The sequence below is a fragment of the Mesorhizobium sp. M7A.F.Ca.MR.245.00.0.0 genome (genome assembly GCF_003997415.1).
In the GTDB taxonomy this organism is placed as follows: domain Bacteria; phylum Pseudomonadota; class Alphaproteobacteria; order Rhizobiales; family Rhizobiaceae; genus Mesorhizobium.
Genome location: NZ_RZTE01000014.1, coordinates 13,490 through 35,705, shown reverse-complemented (window position 1 = coordinate 35,705; position 22,216 = coordinate 13,490). Strand labels below are relative to the sequence as shown.

The window sequence follows — 22,216 nt, the reverse complement described above, 5'->3', positions numbered from 1 at the left end:
TCCCTCTATCCCTTGATCTGGATCTTCTTCGGCCGATCCGCCTCCGGCCGGTGCAACTCGACTTCGAGCAGCCCGTTGGCGAAACGCGCCTCGACCCGTTCCGGGTCGACGCGGAATGGCAATTGCACTGTCCGGGAGAAGGTCCCATAGGCGCGCTCACGGCGGTGCCAGACGGATTTCTCGTCCTCCGTTCGAGGCTCGCGCGTTCCCTTCAATGTCAGAATGTTCTCGCGCACCGTGAGGCCGATTTCGTCAGGTGATATCCCCGGCAGTTCCGCGGCCACCGCCACGCTGTCCTCGCCAGTCCAAAGATTGATCGGCGGAAACTCCTGAGCGGCGCTGGCGGTCAGCCCGGCCAAACGCTGGTTTACTTCCTGTTGCATGCGCCGCATTTCCACAAACGGATCGAACCCGATGCGGCCGAAATCCGACAAAAGCATGTACATCCTCCTATGATTCACGACCTTGCATGATTGCCACGCGCGACACGTGCGTGCGCACCGGAAGCGGAATCGATCGATGGCAACAGGAGGGGCGATCAGCACAGAGACCGAGCGGCCCGATCGCGCAACCTCGCAGAATGCGAGAAAGAGGGGTTCGGGCAGACGCCGGAACACATCCTCCTTGCGAAGCGACATGAACCGAACTCGATCCACCGTAGGGCCGGACCGTCATTCCCGTGCCAGGACCCGATAGCGGCATCCGGCTTTATCGAATTAGGTGGCCCCAAATGGCCTTTCAAGAGGTGATCTTTGACATTCCACCAGTCACCTCTTCGGCAACAGCGGGGTCCCTTCGAATCCGTAGCCACGTTGCCTCTAGTCGCTGATTTGGCTTCCCTTTGCGCAACTGTCGGGATCGACGAAGCGTCCCGAATTGCACCGCGGTTCGATCAACTGATCGCAGGCGACGCGCCGCATCGTCATGGTAGCTGACGAATGAATCGGCATGACACGTCGCAGTGACCGAGACATCAAGCCAGCACCTATGTCGGCTTGCCGCAAGTCAAAAGAATCCAGCCCTGCGTGCCGCGTTCGCTGACCTTCGCCAGTGACGCCATTTGCATTTCGGCCGGACAGATGGGCACAGACATGTGCAATTCCCGCATCGCCCATTATTGGAACTCACAAGGCGGCGTTCTTTCCGTCTTGGCGAGCAGCGGGCCAACGCGTTACCGGCGGTGATCTTCCTGCAGCTTTAAATCAGTCGCCACCAACGACGAAATCAGATTTGGCCAGCACGCCCGGCAATCCTGGCAAATCCCACAATGCTTGCCGCGCCTGCTCGGGTGTCATCTGTCCGGCGATCGCTGCGTTGCTGCTTCTCACCGCGCAACTGAATACCGGTCCCCGACGCGCTTTTGGCCACTGATTCAGGAATACGAGCGCTTCGCGCACTGTGTTGATGTCGTGACGACGTCGTTGGTCTTAACCTGGACCGGCGATAGGAAAGCCAGACCGGTTATTCTTACCTCCCTGCGATCGCACGCTGGATCTTTCATTCGGTGGTTGGTTGCGTGACAGGTTTCGAACGTTAGGTCTTGTTTTCTCTGGAAGATCGGGCTGTACGACATAATCCAAATGTTGCGACGCAGCGAAGGCTTCTGCTGGTTCCCGAGTTGAAAAAGCCAGTTGCACCTGGATGAGTGTGTCGCCGCCACCCAATAGCCCATCAGATGTTCAATGGCAGGCGGCGTCCGACGCTCGAACAGCAAGCGCCACGGCCGGCGGGTAGCCGATGCCACAGCTTTGGAGCTGCCCCGGATACTATTATAAGACCGATTGACGCGGGGCTCGACGCGTTTGCGGCAAATAAGCTCGAGTGTGGACAGAGATGTGACGTTCTATTGAGTCGCTGACCCAATCGGTAGCGACCTGGTGATCCACGCAACCAATTCCGGTCGTTTCTGTCACTAAGAACTCGATATTCGCTATTTGCACCTCGAAAGTCGCATAATTGGCAGTGAGAAACTCAACGCGTTGTGAGGATGGCATAGAGAAGCAGTAGCCCCTTCTCTAGTCTCGCTACGGGAAAAATTCTGGAAAATGGGTCTGCTTGGCTGGACGCAGAACGCTGTGGTTATTCAGCCGGCATTTCTGAAGCCTCTCCAAGACAAACAGCTTGCCTTCGCGCACGCTGTCTTCGAGCGGCTTCGGCTTCGCCAGATGCGCCGCAATCGCGCTGGCCAGCATGCAACCTGTCCCGCGCATCGATGTGGCAAGGCGCGGTGCATCGAAGCGGATGGGTTCGTGCCCGGAGCGTAACAGAATATCGGTCGACCGGGTTCCCGACGCATGCCCACCCTTGATCAGCAGGGCTTGAGGGCCGGCGGCCAGCAGTCTTTTTCCTTGTTGGAGCGCTCCGTCCTCATCCACTGCCAGTTCGGAGCCACTAAGGAGCGCCAGTTCAGGGAGGTTGGGCGTGACAATGCAGCAAAGCGGCATAAGATCGCGCTTCATGGCAGCGATAGCGCCTGCTTGCAGAAGTGCGCGGCCTGAGGTGGAGGCCAGCACAGGGTCGAGTACTGCGGGGACATGCGGAAATTTGCGCAGCACTGCGGCAACGGCAACAATGATCTTGGCAGTCGCCAGCATGCCGATCTTGATTGTGGCCACGTCGTTGGCCTGCAGCGCGGCGCACATCTGATTGGCCACCAGGCTAGGTGGCGAATAATAGATTTCGATCACGGCGTCATGCGTTTGCACCGTTAGCGCTGTGACGGCGAGACAGGTGCGCACGCCAATGGCAGAGATCGTCTCGATATCGCGTGCAATTCCAGCACCGCCACTGGAGTCCGATCCACCGACGACAAGCACATGTGGTTCTCGCCTCAGCGCCATTGGTCCGTCTTCTCGATCCATTCTCGCGTGCGCGCCTCGGGGTCGTCGTTGAGCGTGATGTCGGTCACCACCGCCGCGCTGTCCGCGCCAGCCGCAAAGACACCGTCGAGCCGCTCAGGGTTGAGGCCACCAATGGCGACCAATTGAAACGGCGCGACCTGGCGCTTCCATTCGCTGATCCGTTCGACCCCTTGCGGCGCCCATTTCATCTTCTTCAGGATGGTCGGATAGATGGGTCCAAGCGCTATGTAGTCAGGCTCGGCGGCCATCGCCGTTTCCAGCTCCTGATGATCATGTGTGCTCAGTCCGAGCCTTACGCCGGCTGCCCGTATCGCCAAGAGGTCAGCGGTCTGCAAATCCTCCTGGCCGAGATGTATGAAGTCGCAGCCTTCCTCGATTGCCAGGCGCCAGTGGTCGTTGACGATGAGTTGGCACTGGTATCGAGCACACAAGGCCTTCGCGGTGCGGATCTCCGCGCGCAACCCAGCCTCATCCACGGTCTTGATGCGCAGTTGCAGAAGCCGGACTCCGAGTGGGACCAGCCGTTCGATCCAGGCAGCGCTGTCGACGATCAGGTAGAAGGGATCGAGCTTCATGAAAAAACTGCCCTGCCGATCATCGGTGTCGATGGCACGGCGACTTCGCGCGGTTCGAGCATTCCCGAGCTGAACGCCTCACGACCGGCGTCGACCGCCTTACCGAAAGCACGCGCCATGCCGACCGGATATGCCGCCTTGGCGACCGCTGTGTTCAGGAGCACGGCGTCAAAGCCGAGTTCCATGACGGTGGCCGCGTGCGACGGCCGTCCGAGCCCCGCATCCACAATCAGCGGGACGCCAGGGAAATATCCGCGCATCGAGCGCAGCGCCGTCATGTTGACCGGTCCCAAGGCGGAACCGATCGGTGCGCACCACGGCATCAGGACCTTGCAGCCCGTTTCCAGCAGCCGCTCGGCGACAACGAGATCGTCGGTGGTATAGGGGAATACCGCAAAGCCGTCCTCGCACAGGATGCGGGCGGCTTCAACCAGACCGAACACATCCGGCTGTAGCGTGTCGTGATTGCCGATCACTTCGAGCTTGATCCAGTTGGTGCCGAAGACCTCGCGCGCCATTTTCGCGGTGGTGACGGCTTCCTTGACGGAGAGGCAGCCGGCGGTATTGGGCAGGATTCTGGCGCCCAGCGAGCGGATCAACGACCAGAATTGTTCGCCGGCCCTACCGCCCGCCATCTCACGCCGCAACGAGACGGTCACCACCGACGTGCCCGACGCCTTGACCGCGTCGGCAAGGATGGCCGGCGAAGGATACTGAGCCGTGCCGAGAAGCAGGCGCGACGAAAGCTCGGTTCCATAAAGCTCCAACATGCTAGCCGCCCTGCATGGGCGAGAGGATTTCGATCCGGTCGCCGTCGCTCAACTGGAACTCCGCGCGGTTGGCTTTGTGCACGAGGTCGCCGTTGACGGCGGTGGCGAGCCAATCGCCCTCATAGTCGAGCGCGGCAAGCAACTCGGCCAGCATGGTGGCGGCAATCTCACGCGCCTCGCCGTTGACCATCAGTTTCATGAGCATGCTCCTTGGTTCTGTCTTGACTGAAAACCAGGTCGGCAGCCTGGCGCGCCATGGCGGGGGCGAGGAGAAAACCGTGACGATAAAGACCGTTGATCGCGATGATCTCACCGTCTGTTTCGACGCGTGGCAAATTGTCGGGAAATGCCGGACGGACACCCACACCGGTTTCAACGATCTCGGCCTCACCAAAGGCCGGATGGAGGGCATGGGCGGCGCCCAGCAGCTCCATCATGGAACGCGCCGTCACCGGTCCGGCGCTCTGGCTTTCAATCATCGTCGCTCCGATCATGAAACGGTGATCGGTGCGCGGCACGGCATAAAGCGGAAAGCGTGGATGAAGCAAACGGACCGGCCGCGACAGCGAGACATCAGGCGTGCGAAGGATCAGCATTTCGCCGCGAACACCGCGCAGCCTGTCATCGGCCGCTGCCATTCCCATGCAGTCTATCTGACGGGCGAAACCCGAAACAGGCCGGGCGTCGCAGCCGAAGTGGAATTTGACACCCATGGTCGCAAGCTTGTCATGAAGTGCCGCCATCGCCTGGCGTGGGTCGAGGTGAGCCTCGTCGGGGAAGAGCAATCCACGCCGGAAGCGGCCGGCGAGGTCGGGTTCCAGGAGCGCAATTTCGTTTTCATCGACGCGCCGATGCCCTGACGTGCGACTGGCGAACCGGTCAAGCTCACCGGCATCACGCGGCGCGGCCACGACCAATGTCCCGGCCCGTGTCACCTGACCCGACAGCACCGCATCCCACCAGTCGGCAGCGTCGCGTCCGAGATCCAGCACCGGCTGCTCCGCGCTTTCGCGCTCGCTCCATGGCGCCAGCATGCCGCCGGCGAACCACGACGCGTTGCCGCCAAGGCCATGCCGCATCTCGGCGACTGTAACCGTCGCGCCGCGGGCGGCGAGTTCGAAAGCGACGGTGAGGCCGGCAACGCCGGCCCCTTTGACGAGCACCCTCATGATGGTTTGGGAGCCTCTGGCACGACCGGTACGCCAGTCTCGTCAGCTGGCATGTAGAGATCGCCGCCCTCGCGGTATTTCGCCGCCATTGCCGCCATGCCCTCTTTCTGTGCCTCGGCACGAATGTCGTGGGAGATGCGCATCGAGCAGAATTTCGGCCCGCACATCGAGCAGAAATGTGCCAGCTTGTGCGCCTCCTTGGGCAAGGTCTGGTCGTGGAAGGAGCGCGCGGTTTCGGGGTCGAGCGACAGGTTGAACTGGTCTTCCCAGCGGAACTCGAAGCGAGCGCGGGAAAGGGCATCATCCCTGAGTTTAGCAGCCGGATGACCCTTCGCCAGGTCGGCGGCATGGGCGGCTATCTTGTAGGTGATCACGCCAATCTTGACATCGTTGCGATCGGGAAGGCCGAGATGTTCCTTCGGCGTGACGTAGCAGAGCATGGCGGTGCCGAACCAGCCGATCATCGCCGCCCCAATGCCTGAGGTGATATGGTCGTAACCCGGCGCGATGTCGGTCGTCAGCGGTCCAAGCGTATAGAACGGTGCCTCGCCGCAGACAGCGAGCTGCTTGTCCATGTTCTCCTTGATCTTATGCATAGGCACGTGACCGGGGCCTTCGATCATCACCTGGCAATCCTTGGCCCAGGCGATTTTCGTCAGCTCGCCCAGCGTTTCCAGCTCGGCGAATTGCGCCGCGTCATTGGCGTCGGCGATCGAGCCGGGACGAAGGCCGTCGCCGAGCGAGAAGGAGACATCATAGGCGCGGCAGATGTCGCATATCTCCGCGAAATGCTCGTAGAGGAAGCTCTCCCGGTGATGGTGCAGGCACCATTTGGCCATGATCGAGCCGCCGCGCGAGACGATGCCCGTGACCCGGTCGACGGTCAGCGGTATGTAGTGCAGCCGCACGCCGGCGTGGATGGTGAAATAGTCGACGCCTTGCTCGGCCTGCTCGATCAGCGTGTCGCGGTAGACCTCCCAGTTCAGATCCTCGGCGATGCCGTTGACCTTTTCCAGCGCCTGATAGAGCGGCACCGTACCGATCGGCACCGGCGCATTGCGCACGATCCAGTCGCGGATGTTGTGGATGTTGCGGCCGGTCGACAGGTCCATCACCGTGTCCGCGCCCCAGCGGATCGCCCAGACCATTTTTTCGACCTCTTCGGCCATCGATGATGTGACAGCCGAGTTGCCGATGTTGGCGTTGATCTTGACCAGAAAATTGCGACCGATGATCATCGGCTCGCTCTCGGGATGATTGATGTTGGCGGGAATGATTGCGCGTCCGCGCGCCACCTCGTCGCGCACGAATTCGGGTGTGACGAAATCTGGGATCGCCGCGCCGAAGGCTTCGCCGTCGCGTTGCAGCTTGCCGCGCATCACCTCGCGGCCGAGATTCTCGCGGATGGCTACGAACTCCATTTCTGGCGTGATGATGCCGGCGCGCGCATAGGCAAGTTGGGTCACCGCCTTGCCCTGCTTGGCCTTGAGCGGCCGATTGCGTATCGGAAATTCCGGTGTCAGGCGCTCGCCGGTGGCGAATCCATTGTCTTCCGGCCGGACGTGGCGGCCGTCATAGGCTTCGACATCGCAACGCGCCGTGACCCATTCGTGGCGAAGCCGGGCAAGGCCTTTTTCGATGCTGGTTTGGACTGATGGATCGGTGTAGGGGCCGGACGGATCGTAGACGGTGACGGGCGGTTCGCCGGCCGTCGGATGGACGGAAATCTCGCGCATCGGCACCCTGATCTGCGGGTAGAGGACGCCGGGCTTGTGGATTTTCCGCGAGGCGGGCAGTGGTCCCGTCGACACGGCGGGGGTGAGGGCATTCATCGTGAGGCTCCTTTGCTCATGCATTGGAGACCCAGTTCTGTGCCGGAAGGATGAAAAGACGCTTCTGTAGACCTGCTGCAGCAGGACCTCGGGCGTAAACTCCCGCAAAGCGCTTGCACCGTCCCTACGCCAGTATGAACTGGATCAGGTTCAACGGGTCACTGCGCCGCGAAAGCCAGCAGTATCTCAGCCCCTTACCGGGACTCCCCTGGTGAATGCCTCAAGTTGAATGGGCCGGTGCTGCTTTGTCAAGCGCCTTCGGGCGCCTTCGGGCGCCTTCGGCCGGTGGCGACGTCCGGCGGCCGGCCGAGCGGAGAGCTCGCGCATGCATCGGGGACAAGTCACGCCCCGTAGACCAGGGCTGGAATGGCCAAAGTCTCATTCGCTTCGTGAAGGATGGAAAAACTGTATCGGCCATGTGCGTCGAGATCGACCGAGTAGCTCAGGCGGTCACGGATGTGGTTATCCTGGTCGAAGGCGACGATTTGCGGCTTCAGCGAGGTGATTTGCACCACGTCCAGGTAGATGGAGTTGCAGATATGATCTGGTCGTCGGGCTGGCAGGTGCAAGCGGCCGCTCTATTCAGGATGCGGCATCGGCGGCGTTCCCGATACCAATGATATCTTGCGGGCAACTTATGCAATCACCGGCTTCGTAAAACCCGACGGCGGCGGCCGTGTCCTGGCGCTGAGGATGTGCCGCTGTTCCAGCAGAGAAATCGCGTGGGCGCGGAGTTTTCGCTCTGCGAGGAAGAGTTGACGCAATCGTTTAGCTTGCTTGCAGTTCGTAGAGACCCGCCTTTGAAAGCAACTAAGCTATTGCATTGATATGTTGGTGCGCGATCGATCGCTACATAGCCGGCCGCCATTATCCGAGTATTGATCCGCCGGTGTTCGTGTTGCCGTATATGGCAATCCCTGCGAGATCGTCGCGGCCGGATCGGCCGCACCCTCTAGTCATAAAAGGGGAAGCGACCGAGAATTCCGCTGCCGAAAACTTCTCTGGCTTGGCTATGCATGCGGTAGATGAGATCGCCGCCTACCGCGACCTGGTCGAGGAAGGCATCGACGCCCAGTTCGGACAGCCTGGTTATCGCAATGCGTTAGCGGCTCAGACTTGCGGTCTCGAGAGCGGCCTTTGGGGGTCACCTCTTTTTTGTTTCAGAGGTTGGAAGACGGCTGCTCGTTACCCAATAGAAATGGCGACTACGGAACGCGATCGATCGCGGCCATCAGGAAACACCTGTCTTCGGCTCAACCTCGACATGGCGTCCGATCGACCGCAGATATACAGCTATCTCGTCCATGAGATGATCGCGTTCGCCGTAGATCTCAGCAATCCTGCGCAGCTGTGGCTCGACGGACCTCCGTTGCGCCGGCGTCAAATCAGCATCGCCAAAGACATATCCCAAGTTGCCAATCGCGCAAATGTTGCAGCCGGCCTCCACAACTGCTTGCACGAATGCCGGAATGTCTTTTTCTTGCATAGTCTTCATGTCGAACTCTCGTGAATGGCGTGCTTGCGCGCCCATGCTGCCTTTTCAGCGTGTCCTCTGGGCGGCGCAAGCCTTGAGCGTAATTGTGCCGGGCAACCTCGACTATCCCGTCTGCCACGCTCTTTAGAGTCGGTGGGGTCTGGTGATTGCAGGCTGGGCCACTCAAAAGCCTGCAAGAAGAAAGTCATGGCGACCATTGCTCAAGATCGCGAGGGTGCGTGCAAGACCTTCCGTTGGCAGTCATGCACGCTCACCCAGCAACTGGGTATTGAGCAACTGGGTCTCACGTCGCGGGTCTCGTGTGCTTCACAGCCGAAAATAAGGTACCACCGTGGCTATTCTCAAGTGCAGGCTACCTCTTCAGGACACGGCGGAGTGCCTTCCGACGCACCCCTGGTGCAACGTGCGACCTAACGAGACACATCTCGTTCGCGTTCCCTCGACCTTTCTTCGTATTGCTGCTTGCCCTGCGATTTCAGGCCCTCTGCTAGCTTCTCGGCCGCTCTTTGGCCTGCAATGTCACTATTCAAGATCATATCCGACATCCCTGGATGGTCATAACCGTAATGCGCATGCAGTTTCCCTCACGAGCAGCGCCTATCCGTCGATTAGTTCGTCTTCCGGAACCCGAAGCCCTTTTTATCCGGCGTACCTATCCACCATTCAACCGGTATACCTTTCCCAACTTTGGCGGACCATTTACCTCAGGCATGATCATCTCGCGTGACATTTTTTTTTGGCGCCATCATCGCACGTGGCATTTTCTAAAAACCAAGACGTGTCAATTTGTAAAATCAAGGATGCGGCCGCGCCCGTTGCGAGGATTTGCAGGTAGCTCTTCAGCCCCAACACGATGTGTGAGGCGGCGGTGGAAAAGGCAACCGACGGCGTCGACGCGTCCTTTGATGATCGCAAGCGATATGCTTCGTCGCGAGCCCAGATTGCGGTCTCGGGCACAAGGCGAGATCACAGTTCTGCGATCTGTGGTAACGCGAGCCCGCAAAGCGCCGCTGCGGCCACCGCTTTTGGAATCTGGACGAGATTCGTCGTCGTCTGAGATCAGTTGATCGAGCAGTTCGCGCGCGCGGGACGCGCTTGCGGTGCAGTCTCTCCCGCGAGCTCGCCCGTGACCTTCTCATCGACGACATCCGAGAGCTGCGCGGACGGCCCTATGACCTCGTCGCTGTCGCCGGCGGCTGGAAGCACCTGACACGGCCGGCCTATGCCGATGCCATCCGCGCCTGCGGAAGCAGCGGGCGTGCCGTGGACCTGACGTGGTCGGACGTGCTGATGCTGATGTGCATCGGCACTTCCAGCCGATTACCCGCGCCGAATTGTCGTCGGTTTTCGGGAAGTAATCAGTCGCGACCTGATCGGCCATCTGCGGCACCGGCCTGATCGCGTCGAACCCGCGCAGTCCGACGCCCGGCGCTCCCTACACCTATGTGACGACAAAAGCGTCCTGCTCGAGTTCGGCCTCGACACGCTTCGCGATCTCCCGGACTGCGAGGCGCTCGAGGATGCCGGGCTGCTGAGCAGAGATGAGCTGCTTGCTGGTGAAATTATGCCAGAGTTGGCTAGTGGCCATGAGGATGCGGGTTTGGATACGGAGGAATAGCTTGGCGCTGCAGACGCTGTGGCCACCGGGCTTGCGAGTGCTTCCAGCTTTCCATAGCGAATCTAGCGCGCCCAAGGGCGTCCGAAATTTGTAGGCAAATTTCGGACATGGACACGGTCAGCGACGTCAAGCAGGCAGCGGTATGCGGCCTCTGCACCGCTGTCGCCCAAAAATTCGTGGCCATGGGCAAGCCCCACTTGAGACCCCCAGAGAGAACGCTCGTGAGCGATGGAAACGGTTTTGGTCCAAAGCTTGATACAGATGGCCTGCAGATGGGTGTAGGGTTTCAAAGCGCTCGAAGACGCGCCTTCGCAGAGTTAAAAGTCCGCGACGAACTCGTGTGTCGTTTGTCGCCAACTGCAAATTCGATAGTTAGCGCAATTATACTGCGCCGAGTCTGCCATCTCGAGCCCCAAGGGTTTGTGAGGCCTCTCGGCTCACCACCGCCTTTGCTAACCGCCGTGATTCCAAAGACGCGTGCCTTTACGGAGGGGGTCAAACGGCCTATATTATTCTTTATAAGGAGAAGAATAATGGGCACACTTGCTCGCATCTACACCCCCGCAGAGGCAGCCGCCGTCAGCGGGATAGGAATCAAGGCCGTGCACAATGCGATCGACAAACGCATTGTCGATACTGTGCCAAGCACTGCTCGGCGCATCGGTGGGGTCGTCCGACGGGCATTGACCGGCGAGGATTTGCTGCGGCTCAAGCTTTGGTATGGCGTGGGTGCGACATTGCCCGCTGATCGTCGCTACCGCCTGTTCGAGGAAATCAAAGCTGCCCCAAGGGCCAAGACCGTAAGGGCCGACGACCTGCTGATCGTCGACGTCGCCGAGGCACGTAAACAGCTCAAAGCGCGCATCGTGGATCTTGATGAAGCGGAGGCCGCCATCGGCCGCGTTAAAGGGGTGATGGGCGGAGAGCCTGTCTTCAAAGGAACCCGCATCCCTGTTCGTATGATCACGACGATGCTAGCGCAGGGCGCAGATGAAGCGGAGGTTCTGGAGGGATATCCGAAGCTAACGCCGCGCGTGATTGAGCTCGCCAGAATGTGGGTCGCCGCGCACCCGGTTCGTGGGCGGCCTAAGAAGCTGGTCGAGCAGGGCGTGAAAATAAAGTCGTCGAAGCGCGTGGTTTTGAAGGGCGACCCAGGTCCGTCGGCCAGGTCGAGACGCGTGTGACCTCGTGAGGTTTCTGATCGATGAGTGCCTGCACACGTCTCTGGTTGCGGTAGCCCAAGAACGCGGACATGAAGCAAACCACGTCAACTGGCTTGGGCTAAGCGGCGAAACCGACTGGGACCTCATGCCGCTCATTATCGATGAGGATTTCACCTTCGTCACCAACAATGCTAAGGACTTCAGGAAGCTCTATGCCAAAGAACCGGTTCACGCCGGCCTGATTATCGTCGTCCCTCAGGTCGGGCCTGAAAAACAGAGAGAGCTCTTCGATGCTCTCCTCGAGGATCTTGGCCCAGAGGAATTCCTGATTAATGAAGTTATCGAAATCGAGATCGAAAACGGCATTGCAATCGTAACACGATACGATCTGCCGTCGCCCTAGCTGAGGCTGCGCGATCTCCGCTTATGACCGACCCGGTTGCCAGTCGCTCATCTGCAAAATGTTACCGCCGAGTTTTGCAAACGCGCGTTGGCGGCAGGAGAAAACGAGAATCTGCTGATCGTGTGATTGACGATGCAAAGCGTCGAACATGCGCTCGATGCGGTCGTCATCGGAATAAACCAAAGCGTCATCCAGGATAACCGGTGTGGGTCGGCCGTCGCGGGCAAGCAAACGGGCGAAGGCCAGACGTGTCAGAACCGAAAGCTGTTCTCGCATGCCGCCACTCAACCTATCGACATCCTCATCCTGACCATTGCGGCGAACGGTCTGTGGCAACAGTGTGTTCTCGTCGAACACTATGGAGATGTCATCGAATAGCAATCCAAGCAGCGGTCGCAGCTCGGACATGACCGGCTTCAGATAAAGATCGCGTGCCGTCGAGCGCGCAGCGACCAGCGTCGTGCGCAGCCGGTCGAGGACGGCTTTTTCGAATTCGAAGCGTCTCGCTCGCTCTCCAGCGATTTCCAATTTTTCTGTGGCCTCGCGCAAAGCTTCTTCCACCGCGTCGTCGGACCGAGTGCGAATATGGCCATTGAGATCGGCCAGGGTTACACGCAACTGACTTGCTTCCTGTGTGGCGGCATCCTGAACCGAACGGGCGCGGCGCAGAACGGCTTCAGCGCTGGTGAGATCGCGAGCGCCGTCGCGCAGGGGAGCAGCGCGCATTTCGGCCGCTTCGCGCAGCTTTTGTCGTGCGGTGGCCTCGGTGAGCAGCAAGCGCCCCTTTTCCTCGCGCGCTGCATCGGGTCCCAATATGACCTCGAGGCTGGTCAGTTCCGCCTGGATGGTGACATAAGCCGTCTCCGCAGCCATGACAGCCTCGTCGGCATGGCTGCGCAAAGGCAAGGCCTCGCGCACGCTGTTGCGTGTTGTCGCCACACGCTGCTCGGCTGCGGCATGATGTTGCCGGATCTGTTCTGGATCGACTTTGAGTTCGAGGTCCCCGGCCCCGAGGGCACTCAGACGAGCAAGCTCCTCGTGTAATTGCTGTATCCCCTTGGGCGCGAGATCGGCAAGTCGCTGACGCGCCAAGCCCAGTTCGGTAGCTTTGTCGCGCGCTTCCACTAGGCGCTGGCGTGCCGTCCTGAGGCTATCGACACCGAGGGACGCAAGCAGGCTGCGGTGCTTCGCTTCGGCGTCTTCGATGGTCCGGTCGGCCTGCTGCGGCCGATTCGATCGCAGGGTCAAGGCTCCGATGCCGGCAATATCCAGGCGTACGGTGCCAGCAAAGCTTTGGTCTTCTGCATGGGGCAAGGGCTTGGCATCGATGGTCACCAAATCGGCGGCGCCGTCCCGGTATTCCATGCATAGCGTCGGCAAGGTTGCCAGGTGAGCTGCACGAAGGCTGGCGATCTCGATTTCGAGCGCCTGGAGTTGCTCGACAGCTTGTTCCGGCACCGCCAGCATCGCCAGTGCTGCCTCTCCATCTTCGATCTGGGTTCTGGCGACTTCGGCTTGTTTCAACCGGTTGTCCGAGCCGGCCAGTTGTTCGGCAGCGTCACGCGCCAAAAGAGTCGCATCCAGCCGCGCGAGCAATTCGCGTGCTTCGCGCTCTTCCAGTTCGGCTGCTTGAACTTCGCCCATCGCTTGTTCGTTTTCGGCAATGGCAGAAGCGCGCCGATCGAGAACCTCACTGCGGCGAAGCTGCGCAATCGTCGACTGCTGGCGCAAATCCGTGGCTCGTTTGAGCGCGGTCCGAAAACTATCGAGGGCCTGCTGCGCCGCGTCGTGGTGAATTGCGGCAAGGGCAGCTTCCGCCTCGGCGGCTTTCAAGGCTTCGCTGTGCGATTTGGCGGCCTCGACTGCGGCTTCCGCGGCCGAGATGGCTTCCCGCCGAGTGGCGCCTTCTTCGGGGTTTTCAAGCTCAGACAGACGCGCCAACGCCATGCGCCGCTTGTCGAGCGAATCGCGCAGACCGGTGACTTCGGCGCTGAGACGCTGCTCGTCTTTCACCAGCTTGTCACGCTCGTCGAGCGCTGCCGCATAGAGACCGCCGCTCTTGGGACGCAGCGTTGACGTAACCAGGCTATAGAGTTCTTCTTCACATGCCGCGGCGATTTCGGCCATGCGTCGCCCGCCGGTCAGGGCTTCAACTTCCCCCTGAACCGAGGACAGTAGGCTTTCGCGCACGCGTTTTTCGCCGTCCTCCTCGCTTTTGCTGCGCCTTTCGATGCCGGTGACCCCTTGGCGAACCCAGAGCAATCCTGCCGGTCCTGCGCTTCCGCCATGGATTAGTTTGCCGATAAAGGCTTCGGCCTCATCGGCTTGAGCCAACAGTCGCCCGCCGTCGAGGTCAATAACGCTGGCCAGCCTGCCGCCATAAAACTGCTTGGCAAGTCGATAGCGTCCTTCTGAAGTGGTGATGTCGGCCTCCACCACCGGATTGCCCCCACTATAAGGCCGCAACAGTCGCACGCCTTCGGGTGTGCCCGTGTGAGGCTGGAAAAAGAGTGCGTGCAGCGCTTCGAAGAAGGTTGATTTGCCGAACTCATTGACCGCGCAAAGCACGTTGACGCCGTCGCCGATGTTTTCGATGGCGACGCCTTGCCCGGCGAACCGTTTGACGTTGTGGAGCCGAAGGGCCGTAAGTTTCATGATCCCATCGCCTCGCAATAGCTGAACAACCGAACCAGTGCTTCTCGCGATATGTCGCGTTCGACAGCCGACCGGGTTTCGTCGCTGCTTTCATCCAACAGTGCCTGCGCTGCCTCGCGAAGGGCACCAGAGCGGTCGATCCGATCCAAATCGCCACTTTCGCAGTCGGTCGCGAGCCCGTCCCCGTCCAGTTCCAGATAGGCGAAGTCGGGCGCGGCTACCGCGATCGCCGCTTGAAGGATCGTTCGCCCACTTAACCGCACCCGGCCAGACGCGGCAATTCGCAGCAAAGTCTGACGCCGCAGATGAGCCGGTGGAAGCAACGCTTCAAATGCCGCGGCGCTGTCGTCGCCAGACAGCAGATGCAGGGGAGCGGTTTTCCAGGAAAAGCTAGCTGTTTCAACGGCCACGATCTCGGGCACGGCGCCAGGCCCGGCAATGGAAACGACAAGGGCCTGACCGGGTGTATCATGCTTGAAACGGTCAGGTTCGGGCGCACCGCTATAACGGCTGCGCTCATTGATGGTGACGGGTCCGTGCCAGTCGCCAAGTGCCAGATAATCGAGGCCGGCCTTGGTCGCGCGATCTGGTGCAATGACATCGGACGCTGCTGAATCTTCGGAAAAGTTCTGAATAGCGCCATGAGCAAGGCCGAGCCGGATGGCGCCTTGCGGCGTCGCGGCGCTGTTCATCCACTCGGTAAGGTCGCGACCGGGTCTGCGGGTGGTGCAAGGTGCAGGCAGCAGCGCCACGTCCGCGCCAATGGTCAGGGTTTCGGGCCGCGTCGCCAGCAGGACATTGTCCGGCACAACGCTGTCCGCTGCACTCCACAATTGATCAGCCAACAGGGAATCATGGTTGCCAGGCAGCAATATCCAGCGCAGAGGCGCGCTCTGGCTCATCTCGGCCATGGCCTGCCGCAACATCGCTGGAGTGGGCGTTTCGGTATCGAACGTATCGCCGGCCAGAAGTATGGTGGATGCACCATGGACGCGTGCCTGCTCTGCCAGCCGGCTGATCGCGCCATGGCGCGCTTCACGGAGCCGCCCGCGCAGATCCTCTGGCATGTTGCCGAACCGCTTGCCGATATGAAGATCGGAGCTGTGGATGAATCGAAACATGGAGTCTCCGAGACTATGTCGATGCCAGGTTGCGCTGGGCGCGATCGATGGCTTCATCCAGCCGGGAGCGTGAAATCGCCGCAAGTCGCTCGACACCGAGCAGACGTGCAAGGTCGAGAGCGGGGTCGGACTGTTCCAGAATGTCCTCGTTCGCAACGACGACAGCGGCCAGCTCGGCGATTGGAATGTCGGCAATGGACCGGCGGGCATCGGCATCGAACGGCATGCGATAATCAAGCAGGTCGACCACCGTCCCTCTCGTCCATAGGAAGCTGCCGCTGGATTCTTCAGTTCTATCGAACTCGCGCAGATGCAGGTCGATCCGCTCCCGAATCTTGTTGCCCGTTCTGAGCCAGCCATGCGCCCGTGCGATGCGCTGCGCAAGGACGTCTTCTCGCAGAGGTCCTTCCTGCTCGATCACCGCGTCGACCATGGACCGCAGCGTGCCTCGGTAGACGAAGTCATAAAACTGATCCGGGCTGGTGGAAAATCCGGTTAGATCAGTCAGGCGATAACGGCCGCCCGTCGGTACGGTATCATGCGTCGAATGCGCGGCCGCAGGCAAAATTCCTGCAGATGCCGATGGGCGCTCTCCCGTCGCGAGGGGAGCGGCGACAAGTTCTGGCTCTGATTTTATCGACGGATGTTCCGGTTCGCCGGCCGATGCTAGGTCTTCGGCTGGCAATGGGTCCATGGGGTCGACCTTATGTCCCATGTCCCAATGGATCGCGGCTTCACTTTCCTGTTGTTCAGCCTGTTTGCGACGGCTTTCCTCGAGCAGCGCGGCCAGGCTGGCATGAAGCCTCTCGGTGCAACCTTCGAGATCAAACCACCAATCGGTTGACCATACCCGGACAATGTTCCACCCGAGGCCGCGCAGGACCTGCTCGCGGACCTTGTCTCGATCTCGCGCCGTGGCAGAACTGTGATAGGTCGCGCCGTCGCATTCGACCCCAGCCAGATAGGCGCCGGCGAGATCGGGATGCCGGATCCCTATATCCACTCGAAAGCCCGAAATGCCGACTTGAGGAACGATGGTCCATCCGCGCTTCTCAAGCTCGGCAGCGACGGCCTCCTCGAAAGGGGATTCCAGGGCTCCGACCGATCCGCGTTCCTGCGCTGGCAATGCCACAGCGCCGCGTTCGGCAAAATCGAGAAAGGCTTTGAGATGCTGTACGCCGATCGCTTTGGTTCGGTTGGGGTCGATCTGGTCGGCGGCAAAACCTGAAAATACGATCAGTTCCTGCCGCGCACGCGTCACCGCGACATTCAGCCGGCGTTCGCCGCCGTCCCGATTCAGCGCGCCGAAATCCATGCTGCGCTTGCCGGCATTATCTTGCGAAAAGGTGATCGAAAACAGGATTATGTCACGCTCGTCCCCTTGGACATTTTCCAGATTCTTGACGATGGCGGGCTCAATACGCTCGTCGGCAAAGAACCATTCAAGCTCCGGCTCTGTCTGGCGTGCCTTGTCGAAAAGGTCGAGGATGAGCGACTGCTGTTGCGCGTTGAAAGTGATGACTCCGAGCGTGGGTCGGTCCTTTTCCGGTAGGGCCAGCCAACGCAGCATCCTGCTGACCGCCTCGTCGGTTACCGCTTGGGCTTCGATTCGATTGGTGCGGCTTTTGCCACGGTCATAGATGCCGGTCGTGATTTTTCGCAGCTGAACTGCCCGATCTTCCACCGTTGGCGAAGGGAATGTGATGAGCCGGTTCTGATAGTAGTGATGGTTGGAAAAGGCGATCAGCGACTCATTGCGGCTACGATAATGCCAGCGCAGGTCACGTACCGGGATGCCGGCCGCTTTGGCTTCGTCGAGAATGCTCTCAAGATCCTTTTCGTGTTCGACGACTTCCTCGTCCTCCTCGTTGCGGCCAAAGAAATTGGTGGGCGGCAACTGCTTGGGATCGCCTACGATTATGGTTTGATGGGCTCGCGCGATGGCACCGACGGCGTCCCAGGTGGTGATCTGCGATGCTTCGTCGAAAATCACCACGTCGAACAGGGCTTGGTCGGGCGGTAGATATTGAGCGATTGAAAGAGGGGACATCAGCATGCACGGCGCGAGCTTGGCAAAGCTCGTCGGCATCGCGCCAATCATCTCGCGGATTGACCGGCTGGGCCGCTGCAATTCCATCTGATGGCGCAACAGGCCCAACTCGGAATTGCGCGGGACGCCTTGCACAGCCGGCAAACCATGAGCGATGGCACTGATGACGCGAAGGCTTGCTTGAGCGCGGACAAGATCGTCGATTTCCCGGAAATCTTCGATGGCGTGCTCGTGCTGGAAGCGACGGAAATTCCGCAGCACCGGATCGGCATCCAGCGTGGCCGGCAGCCACCAGCGTACATAGGCCAGGCGGAACGCGGATTGAGCTTCAGCTGGTCGCACTAGACCCGCCTCGATATCGTCGACCAACGCTCCCAGATTGTGACTGACAGCCCTGCGACGAATGCCGCACCACGAAGTCCAGTCCCGGAGAAGATGACGGGCGTCGAGCAAGTCTCCCATCGCAGTCGTCAATTCGGTCAGCGGGTTATCATGTTCTGCCCAAGAAGGCGTCTTTCCAGCAGGGATCGCAAATTGGGTCTTGGCAGCCTCGAATGCTGCAGAAGCCGCAAGGAAGCGGGCTGCCCCATAGCGCATCGTGCTATCTGCTGCACCGCTTCGCAGGCTCGGGGCGGTTGCTTGCAGGAGCGCTTTGAAATCCTCCGTGCCGAGGCCGGGCAGGCGTAGCGTCTGTCGAAGCCTTTCGGCCATCGAGAGTATCTGATCGATACGGTGGGTGTCGGTATCAAGTGCGGCAAATCCGATCGGCTTCCCAGATAGGATGTTGGCTTCGACAGTGGCCCGGCGGTCCTGCATCAGGCGCAACAGCAGCAAGTCGTGCTGAGGATCGGCTACCCCCTCTGTGACATAGCCTTGAAGCAGCTTCTGGACTTTGCGTTTGCCCAACTGACTGTTTGGCCAGAATGCAGAAGCGGCCTGCTGCCATTGCTGCTCTATGTCCTCCACCCGTATGCGCGCAACGGCAGCCTCGTCATAGCGGGCCGACAGGTCCTTGCGAGACTTGCGATAGTCTCCGATTGCCTCATTGAGAGTGGCGAGGGCTCCCCGCAACTGGGCGAAATCTCGATCAAAGACAATGCTGACGTCATAGCCGGCACTGTCCTGGAGTGCCGCTGCTAGTTTTCGCAGCGCTTCGAGCTCCGCTTTTGACGCGTCGCCTTTGGCGCGCAGGCCGATGCTCACCAGGAAGGCGTCGAGTGCGGTCGCTAGAACCTCGGACGCATTCTTGAGGGTCTTTGCCCCTTCGAGCAAATTGTCCTGCCAGCCTGACGTCCACTCGGTGACATCTATAAGACGCAAGACCGACCGCATCTCCACCGACTGAAATGCGAGACCTGTTTCGGCGGCAATATGCTCCAGCGCCAGCCGGTTTGCCTCGTCATGGGAATCGCGCGATGGCCAGGACAATCTCGGAGCGTGCTGCCGCTTGTTCTTGAGAGCGATGCCGAGCGCCAGATAAGGCGTCAGACCATTGACATGGTGCCGATGCAGCGCTTCGACATAGGCATTCAGTTCGTCGCGACGGACGCGAAGCCGCTCGTTGATCGCAATCCACTCCGCTGCGTCCACGCGCACGCCGCTTTCCCAGCTGATCCTGAGCTGGGTGAGAAAGTTGCGTCGGTCCGCCTTGCTGGAATGGAGTTCGAGACAATGCGCGCCCAGGCCATGTTCGCGCAGGCGGCGATACACCACATCGAGCGCCGCCGTCTTCTCGGCCACAAACAGCACGGTTTTGCCAACTGAAAGACAGTTGGCAATCATGTTGGCAATGGTCTGGCTCTTGCCAGTGCCGGGAGGACCGATGATGACAAAATCGCGACCCTCAGCGGCGGCAAGACTTGCGGCGGTCTGTGAGGAGTCGGCCGGCAGCAGCAAAACCATGTCGGACGGGGCATAGTGCCGGTCGAGTTCGCGCTCGTCGCGGAATGATGCGCCATTGCCCTCGAAAGCTATCTCCGGCGTGTCGATCAGATGGCGCACGACACGGTTTTCGCGCAGCGCATCGGTACGCTCGACCAGATCCTTCCACATGAGAAACTTGGCGAAGGAAAAGGTCGACAGCGCCGTCTCGTCCACCACCTCCATGCCGGGGACGTCGCGCACTGCCTGGCGCATAAGACCGAGCAGCCTCGGCACATCAACGCCGCTTTCGTCCTCGGGCAGCTCACCGGAAAACTGTGGCAGTTTGAGCTCGAAGTCGCGTTCGAGAAACTGCAACAAGGTTGCGTTGAATCGCGGTTCATCTTCATGGAAGCGCAAGGTAAAATGCGATGTTGCGCTGCGGCGCTCGATTTTGACCGGTACGAGCAGCAATGGCGCGCGATAGCTGCGCTCGTCCTCGGCCTTCTTCTTCCAGCGCAGGAAGCCGACCGCCAGGAAGAGCGTATTCGCGCCGCCCTCGGCAAAATCGTTGCGCACTTGCCGGTAAAGATCGATCAGCCGGGATTCCAATTGACGCCCATCGAGCGTCGACGGGAGCTCGTCGCGCAGAAGCGCTTCCGCGGCAAAGCCACGCTGGAGGTCACGTCCGTGCACCTCGCGATAGAGGACAGCATCCCGCTCGCCCAGTGGATTCTGTTCGGGGAGCGAAATCAGCCGGATCGAAGCGCCTGCCATCAGACGGTCCTCGAGGTAGCCGACGTCAGTACAAAGAAACGGAATTGTCTTCTTGGAGTCCGGAAAATTGAGCAGGCGGTTCCGCAGTGTCAAATCGAGGAGCTTTTTCTGCCAGCGGTCGATCCGTCCGGCCGCTGTCGTCGGCTTTACCTCGACGATCTCGACCGGCAGGGCTACCACGGCCGGTGCGGCTGGCAACGGCAACGCGATTTCGGTTGCCACCTCTGCATCCACGCTGCGGCGCGTCGGTTCGTGCGAAGCAAGCGGTGTGATGCCGCCGCTGCGCGAGCGGCGTATATCGATGGCTGCGACAAAGGTGGCTACCTGCGTTTCGTCGAGCCGCTGTTCGATTGCGTGTTGGGCAGCCTCCAACGTCATCGCCGGCCGATGCGTCACGCCTGTCGTCTCAAACACGATGAGTTCGCGCGATGCCAGCGCCTTGCGGACCTCCATGGCATCGGGTTCAATGGCGTTGGCGAGCGTCCTTTGTGTCATCCAGACGCCGACGGCCGCGTGTCCCTGAAACATCAAAACGACGGGATGCAAGCCCGTCGCCTCCAGGGCGGACGCGAATAACAGACTGGTATCGAGACAGGTTGCCAGCTTTTCTGCCGTAATAATTGAGGGACGTCGAATTTTTTGGCCGCGGCTTTCGAAGCTCGCAGGTGGCTCTGCATAATGCAGCGATAGGCCAGCAATGGCCGAATAAATTGCGGCCGCCAGCATGAATGCGCGTTGCGGATTGCCGCTTTGATAGCCATCGAGGCTGGAAGGATGACCATGCGCTGCGAGCAGCTCCGCTGCGGAACGCAGCAGTCCTGCGATCGCCGGGTCGTTCGGCATGACGAATGCGGCGAGCAATTGCGCCATATCGACGACGCCACCCCATTCGTCGCGGGCAAGCAGGCGCACCGCAACGCGCTGCTCGGCCAGCACTGCGCCTCCTGAGGTTAGGCGCAACGTTATCTCCCCGCGCTCAGCCTCGTTGAGACCGGCCAGATAGCCGGCGTCGAGATCGATTTTTCGATCGCTTAAGGGAAGCCGGTCGCCAGCAACGATCCGATCAATTGTCCAGCTTTTGGCGCGCAAAAAAGGGGGGTTCGATGTCAGCTCGAGAGTGCATTTTTCGAAACCCTGCTGGGTCGGGTTGTTGAGCGCGATAGACCGGATCACCGGAATAGCATTTTGGAAGGACGCATATGTAAAGCTGGCGGCGATGTCCGCCACGACTTCTATTACGGGCGCGGCTGATATACCGGCAGCATCGCCAGTCTCCGAACTCGTTTCCATACCCCATCCCCTATTTTCATTTACGATAGAACTTTGCCGCCAGAATTTGAAAGTAAATTCTCGGTATGGTCGCCGCTTATGTCCAGCAGCATAGATTTCTAAAAGTGTTACCGCCCAGATAACGGTCGAAATGGAGACAGGCGATAATCGGTCGTCACGATTGGAGGGGATCCAAAAGTCGCGGAAATCGGAGCGCCGGCGCACGCTGCTGAAACCCAAGACGGGCAGGACGTCATCCGCAAATGTGTGGCGGTCCGGGCGCCATGGACCAAGCGTTGCGCGCCTATCGCGAGCGCTGTCGTGGCGCCTATCGCGGACTCGGACCCAGCCCGACAGTGACGGCGAACCTCGATCGGCCTATCGGTGAGGCGGTCGAATTCCGCCCATAGACTATCGAAAGGCACGCACTTCCAGCTCTATCTCCTCGTACGCGTTGCCGGCTACCTAAATTCGTGCGCGCGGTCCAATGCCTTTGATTGCTGATGTCGTTGTGGAGACGTTTGATCGCTGAAGCATTTGTTTGCTGACCTAGCGGCGCGGGGGGAGGTCATTTATTTGGTACATCTCCAGCACTCTA

The 22,216-nt window shown here is 60.2% G+C and carries 15 protein-coding genes, 1 pseudogene and 1 riboswitch; of the genes and pseudogenes, 3 read left to right on the top strand and 13 right to left on the bottom strand.

The annotated features are described in order from the left end of the window. Positions 1-5: 5 nt before the first annotated feature. The 10 genes from EOB80_RS16340 to EOB80_RS16290 form a co-directional block, all read right to left on the bottom strand. On the bottom strand, positions 6-638 hold the full coding sequence (locus tag EOB80_RS16340) for an Hsp20/alpha crystallin family protein (protein ID WP_126057616.1): 633 nt from the start codon (positions 636-638) through the stop codon (positions 6-8). Positions 639-1,202: 564 nt separating this feature from the next. Next, complete coding sequence (locus EOB80_RS16335) at positions 1,203-1,397, bottom strand: DUF982 domain-containing protein (protein WP_245463528.1); 195 nt, start codon at positions 1,395-1,397, stop codon at positions 1,203-1,205. 627 nt (positions 1,398-2,024) lie between these two features. Then, positions 2,025-2,840: a hydroxymethylpyrimidine/phosphomethylpyrimidine kinase gene (locus tag EOB80_RS16325; RefSeq protein ID WP_126057617.1), complete on the bottom strand. Its 816-nt coding sequence runs from the start codon at positions 2,838-2,840 to the stop codon at positions 2,025-2,027. Continuing rightward, complete coding sequence (locus EOB80_RS16320) at positions 2,831-3,436, bottom strand: thiamine phosphate synthase (protein WP_126057618.1); 606 nt, start codon at positions 3,434-3,436, stop codon at positions 2,831-2,833. Before EOB80_RS16320 ends, EOB80_RS16325 begins: the two co-directional genes overlap by 10 nt. After that, the gene (locus tag EOB80_RS16315; protein ID WP_127318688.1) at positions 3,433-4,206 is read right to left on the bottom strand and encodes a thiazole synthase; all 774 of its coding nucleotides are present in this window, start codon (positions 4,204-4,206) and stop codon (positions 3,433-3,435) included. Before EOB80_RS16315 ends, EOB80_RS16320 begins: the two co-directional genes overlap by 4 nt. Position 4,207: 1 nt before the next feature. Then, positions 4,208-4,405, bottom strand: coding sequence for a sulfur carrier protein ThiS (gene thiS / locus EOB80_RS16310; RefSeq protein ID WP_127318686.1), 198 nt, complete (start codon positions 4,403-4,405; stop codon positions 4,208-4,210). Then, positions 4,374-5,375 (bottom strand): glycine oxidase ThiO, encoded by a 1,002-nt coding sequence (gene thiO, locus EOB80_RS16305; RefSeq protein WP_127318684.1) that lies wholly within the window; start codon positions 5,373-5,375, stop codon positions 4,374-4,376. Before thiO ends, thiS begins: the two co-directional genes overlap by 32 nt. Then, on the bottom strand, positions 5,372-7,207 hold the full coding sequence (gene thiC, locus EOB80_RS16300; protein ID WP_127318682.1) for a phosphomethylpyrimidine synthase ThiC: 1,836 nt from the start codon (positions 7,205-7,207) through the stop codon (positions 5,372-5,374). The genes thiO and thiC overlap by 4 nt, the downstream gene beginning before the upstream one ends. A gap of 103 nt (positions 7,208-7,310) precedes the next feature. After that, a riboswitch (TPP riboswitch) is annotated at positions 7,311-7,427 on the bottom strand. Positions 7,428-7,548: 121 nt separating this feature from the next. After that, on the bottom strand, positions 7,549-7,776 hold the full coding sequence (locus tag EOB80_RS16295) for a hypothetical protein (protein WP_245454713.1): 228 nt from the start codon (positions 7,774-7,776) through the stop codon (positions 7,549-7,551). A gap of 662 nt (positions 7,777-8,438) precedes the next feature. Beyond that, complete coding sequence (locus tag EOB80_RS16290; RefSeq protein WP_245463529.1) at positions 8,439-8,738, bottom strand: hypothetical protein; 300 nt, start codon at positions 8,736-8,738, stop codon at positions 8,439-8,441. Positions 8,739-9,797: 1,059 nt separating this feature from the next. Between EOB80_RS16290 and EOB80_RS35310 the strand changes: the two are divergent. The 3 genes and pseudogenes from EOB80_RS35310 (at position 9,798) to EOB80_RS16275 (ending at position 11,886) form a co-directional block, all read left to right on the top strand. After that, positions 9,798-10,320 (top strand): annotated as a pseudogene (locus EOB80_RS35310) (SMC-Scp complex subunit ScpB). Between the two features lie 533 nt (positions 10,321-10,853). Continuing rightward, positions 10,854-11,504, top strand: a complete 651-nt coding sequence (locus tag EOB80_RS16280; RefSeq protein WP_126057624.1) for a DUF433 domain-containing protein — start codon at positions 10,854-10,856, stop codon at positions 11,502-11,504. A gap of 4 nt (positions 11,505-11,508) precedes the next feature. Continuing rightward, entirely contained in the window at positions 11,509-11,886 is a 378-nt protein-coding gene (locus EOB80_RS16275; protein ID WP_126057625.1) for a DUF5615 family PIN-like protein, read from the top strand. 21 nt (positions 11,887-11,907) lie between these two features. Here EOB80_RS16275 and EOB80_RS16270 read toward each other — a convergent pair whose 3' ends face one another. Genes EOB80_RS16270 through EOB80_RS16260 form a run of 3 tightly spaced genes read right to left on the bottom strand, consistent with a single transcriptional unit; the run spans position 11,908 to position 21,639 of the window. Beyond that, complete coding sequence (locus tag EOB80_RS16270; protein WP_126063810.1) at positions 11,908-14,541, bottom strand: ATP-binding protein; 2,634 nt, start codon at positions 14,539-14,541, stop codon at positions 11,908-11,910. Next, positions 14,538-15,662 carry a DNA repair exonuclease gene (locus EOB80_RS16265; RefSeq protein WP_126057626.1) on the bottom strand — a complete coding sequence of 375 codons (1,125 nt, stop codon included), beginning with the start codon at positions 15,660-15,662 and terminating at the stop codon, positions 14,538-14,540. Before EOB80_RS16265 ends, EOB80_RS16270 begins: the two co-directional genes overlap by 4 nt. Positions 15,663-15,675: 13 nt before the next feature. After that, on the bottom strand, positions 15,676-21,639 hold the full coding sequence (locus tag EOB80_RS16260; protein WP_127328593.1) for a DUF3320 domain-containing protein: 5,964 nt from the start codon (positions 21,637-21,639) through the stop codon (positions 15,676-15,678). Between the last annotated feature and the right edge of the window lie 577 nt (positions 21,640-22,216).

What these genes read in the sequence shown, in the direction of transcription:
- EOB80_RS16340 (WP_126057616.1), bottom strand. Translation starts at nt 638, where the DNA reads ATGTCGCTTCGCAAGGAGGATGTGTTCCGGCGTCTGCCCGAACCCCTC.
- EOB80_RS16325 (WP_126057617.1), bottom strand. Translation starts at nt 2,840, where the DNA reads ATGGCGCTGAGGCGAGAACCACATGTGCTTGTCGTCGGTGGATCGGAC.
- EOB80_RS16320 (WP_126057618.1), bottom strand. Translation starts at nt 3,436, where the DNA reads ATGAAGCTCGATCCCTTCTACCTGATCGTCGACAGCGCTGCCTGGATC.
- EOB80_RS16315 (WP_127318688.1), bottom strand. Translation starts at nt 4,206, where the DNA reads ATGTTGGAGCTTTATGGAACCGAGCTTTCGTCGCGCCTGCTTCTCGGC.
- thiS (WP_127318686.1), bottom strand. Translation starts at nt 4,405, where the DNA reads ATGAAACTGATGGTCAACGGCGAGGCGCGTGAGATTGCCGCCACCATG.
- thiO (WP_127318684.1), bottom strand. Translation starts at nt 5,375, where the DNA reads ATGAGGGTGCTCGTCAAAGGGGCCGGCGTTGCCGGCCTCACCGTCGCT.
- thiC (WP_127318682.1), bottom strand. Translation starts at nt 7,207, where the DNA reads ATGAATGCCCTCACCCCCGCCGTGTCGACGGGACCACTGCCCGCCTCG.
- EOB80_RS16290 (WP_245463529.1), bottom strand. Translation starts at nt 8,738, where the DNA reads ATGGGCGCGCAAGCACGCCATTCACGAGAGTTCGACATGAAGACTATG.
- EOB80_RS16280 (WP_126057624.1), top strand. Translation starts at nt 10,854, where the DNA reads ATGGGCACACTTGCTCGCATCTACACCCCCGCAGAGGCAGCCGCCGTC.
- EOB80_RS16270 (WP_126063810.1), bottom strand. Translation starts at nt 14,541, where the DNA reads ATGAAACTTACGGCCCTTCGGCTCCACAACGTCAAACGGTTCGCCGGG.
- EOB80_RS16265 (WP_126057626.1), bottom strand. Translation starts at nt 15,662, where the DNA reads ATGTTTCGATTCATCCACAGCTCCGATCTTCATATCGGCAAGCGGTTC.
- EOB80_RS16260 (WP_127328593.1), bottom strand. Translation starts at nt 21,639, where the DNA reads ATGGAAACGAGTTCGGAGACTGGCGATGCTGCCGGTATATCAGCCGCG.